Source organism: Curtobacterium sp. A7_M15, from assembly GCF_030705415.1.
Lineage (GTDB): Bacteria > Actinomycetota > Actinomycetes > Actinomycetales > Microbacteriaceae > Curtobacterium.
Genome location: NZ_JAUZED010000193.1, coordinates 1 through 2,872, shown reverse-complemented (window position 1 = coordinate 2,872; position 2,872 = coordinate 1). Strand labels below are relative to the sequence as shown.

General features: G+C 69.4%; 4 protein-coding genes. 1 reads left to right on the top strand and 3 read right to left on the bottom strand.

Going from position 1 to position 2,872, the window contains the following annotated elements:
• Nucleotides 1-101: 101 nt before the first annotated feature.
• The 3 genes from Q7F20_RS18220 to glgA form a co-directional block, all read right to left on the bottom strand.
• Nucleotides 102-350, bottom strand: coding sequence for a type B 50S ribosomal protein L31 (locus Q7F20_RS18220; protein ID WP_022905887.1), 249 nt, complete (start codon nt 348-350; stop codon nt 102-104).
• Nucleotides 351-471: 121 nt separating this feature from the next.
• Nucleotides 472-1,254 carry an ABC transporter ATP-binding protein gene (locus tag Q7F20_RS18215; RefSeq protein ID WP_305741468.1) on the bottom strand — a complete coding sequence of 261 codons (783 nt, stop codon included), beginning with the start codon at nt 1,252-1,254 and terminating at the stop codon, nt 472-474.
• A gap of 9 nt (nt 1,255-1,263) precedes the next feature.
• Entirely contained in the window at nt 1,264-2,463 is a 1,200-nt protein-coding gene (gene glgA, locus Q7F20_RS18210) for a glycogen synthase (RefSeq protein ID WP_305741467.1), read from the bottom strand.
• Between the two features lie 47 nt (nt 2,464-2,510).
• Between glgA and Q7F20_RS18205 the strand changes: the two genes are divergently transcribed.
• On the top strand, nt 2,511-2,872 hold a 362-nt coding region (locus Q7F20_RS18205; RefSeq protein ID WP_305741466.1), incomplete at its 3' end, for a sugar phosphate nucleotidyltransferase.

Below are 2,872 nucleotides of genomic sequence, written 5' to 3'. Positions count from 1 at the left end.
CCCACCCCACGCGCGCGCTCACCCCCACGACCCCCACCCACAACGACGGAACGGGCGACCCTCCCGAAGGAGAGCCGCCCGTCCGAGCGTCCGAGGACTGCTTACTTGCCGAAGCCCTTGAAGCGCTGGTTGAACTTCTCGACGCGACCCGCCGAGTCGAGGATGCGCTGCTTGCCCGTGTAGAACGGGTGCGACGCGGACGAGATCTCGACGTCGATGACCGGGTAGGTCGCACCGTCGAGCTCGATGGTCTTGTCGCTGTTCGCGGTCGAACGCGTCAGGAACGTCTCACCGGAAGCCAGGTCACGGAAGACGATGGCGCGGTACTCGGGGTGGATGTCGGTCTTCATGGAGATTCCTCGGTTGCGATGATGGGGACGTGCGCGGCACTCGTGCGAGCGCGACGCGGGAAGTCTGCGGCTTGCGCCAGCCGTCTACGTTACCAGACGACGACGCGGATCGGGAGCAGGATCAGGCAGCGCGTGCCGTGTACCGGCCGGCGTCCTTCGTCACGGTCAGCTCGATGCCGAACGCCTCGGTCAACGTCGGGGCGGTGAGCACCTCGTCGATCGGTCCGGCAGCCTGCACGTGCCCGTCGGCGAGCACCAGTGCGTGGGTGAACCCGGCGGGGATCTCCTCGACGTGGTGGGTGACGATGACGATCGCGGGCGAGTCCTCGCTCTGCGCGTAGCCGCCGAGGGTGCGCACGAGGCTCTCGCGCGCACCGAGGTCGAGCGACGCGGCCGGCTCGTCGAGGAACAGGATCTCCGGGTCGGTCATCACGGCACGGGCGATCTGGACGCGCTTCTGTTCGCCGTCGCTGAGCTCACCGAAGGTCCGGTCGGTGAAGGCCCCGAGGCCCCACTCGTCGAGCACGCGTTGCGCACGGCGGACGTCGAGCTCCTCGTACTCCTCGTTCCAGCGGCCCGTCACCGAGTACGCCGCGGTGAGCACGACGTCGATAACCTTCTCGGTGACCGGGATACGGCGCGCGAGGGCCGTCGACGCGAAGCCGATGCGCGGCCGCAGCTCGAACAGGTCGGCGCCACCGAGCTCCGTGCCGAGGACCTCGACCTCGCCCGACGTGGGGAACGTCTGGGCGCCGGCGACCTGCAGCAGCGTGGTCTTGCCGGCACCGTTGGCACCGAGCACGACCCAGCGTTCGTCGTCCTGCACCTCCCACGAGATCCCGTCGAGGATGGTGGCCCCGTTGCGGACCACGGAGACGTCTGACAAGCGCACGACCGAGGGCATGCGACCAGCCTAGGGGTTCTGCCCGAGCACCTCGTCGTAGACCTGGCGTGTCCGCCGGGCGATCGCGTCCCACGTGAACTCGCTCTCGACGCGGAGTCGTCCGGCGCGGCCCATGAGCTTCGCGAGCCCCTCGTCCTCCAGGACCTCGTCCAGCGTCGCGGCGAGGTCGGCGACGTAGCGGTCCGGGTCGGTCGGCGTGCCGGTGCCGTCCTGCGCCTGGTCGATCGGCACGATGCGCCCGGTCAGCCCGTCCGCCACGACCTCGGGGATGCCCCCGGTGCCGGTGCCGACGACGGGGATGCCGCACGCCATGGCCTCGAGGTTGACGATCCCGAGCGGTTCGTAGATCGACGGGCAGACGAACACCGTGCCGGACGACAGCACGTTCACGATCTCCCGGCGCGAGAGCATCCGGTCGATCCACACGACGCCGTCGCGTTCCGCACGCAGAGAGTCGACCAGCCCGGTCACCTCGGCCATGATCTCCGGCGTGTCGGGAGCCCCGGCGCAGAGCACGATCTGCACGTCCGCCGGCAGCGAGGCCACCGCGCGGAGCAGGTACGGCAGGCCCTTCTGCCGCGTGATGCGGCCGACGAACACGACCGAGCGACGTGTCGGGTCGATCCCGAGCGACCGCACGGCGTCCTCGTCGACGGTCGGCTTCCACTCCTCGATGTCGATGCCGTTGTAGACGACGTGCACCTTCGACGGGTCGATCGACGGGTACGAGCGGAGGATGTCCTGCCGCATCGCCTTCGACACCGCGATGACACCGTCGGCGTGCTCGAACGCCTCGCGCTCCATCCAGCTCGACAGCCGGTACCCGCCGCCGAGCTGCTCGGCCTTCCACGGACGGAGCGGCTCGAGGCTGTGCGCCGTGACGACGTGCGGGATGCCGTAGGTCAGCTGCGCGATGCGTCCCGCCGAGTTCGCGTACCAGGTGTGGGAGTGGACCAGGTCGGCCCCCTCGACGTCGGCGGCGATCGCGACGTCGGTGCCGAGCGCCTGCAGCGCGCCGTTCGCCTGGCCGAGCCCGTCCGGCGTCCGGTAGGCCCACACGTCGGCCTCGTCGCGGAACGCCCCGAAGGCACGGACGCGCACTTCGGTGTCGGTGCCGGACCGCAGCGCCGCGGTCAGTTCGGCAACGTGGACACCCGCACCGCCGTAGACCTCCGGCGGATACTCCCTGGTCAGTAGATCGACTCGCACGGGTTCAACGTAACCGTTCACCGGTCCGGACGCATACTGTGAGCGGTATGGCACCAAAGAAGGTCTTCGGCATCGTCCTCGCCGGCGGAGAGGGCAAGCGCCTCATGCCGCTCACGGCGGACCGCGCGAAACCAGCAGTCCCGTTCGGCGGCAACTTCCGGCTCATCGACTTCGCGCTGTCGAACCTCGTGAACTCCGGTCTGCAGAAGATCGTCGTCCTGACGCAGTACAAGTCGCACAGTCTCGACCGCCACGTCGCCGAGACGTGGCGCATGGAGGGGCTGCTCGGTTCCTACGTCGCGTCCGTCCCGGCGCAGCAGCGACTCGGCAAGCGGTGGTTCGCCGGCTCGGCAGACGCGATCCTGCAGTCGCTCAACCTGCTCCGCGACGAGCGCCCCGACATCGTCGT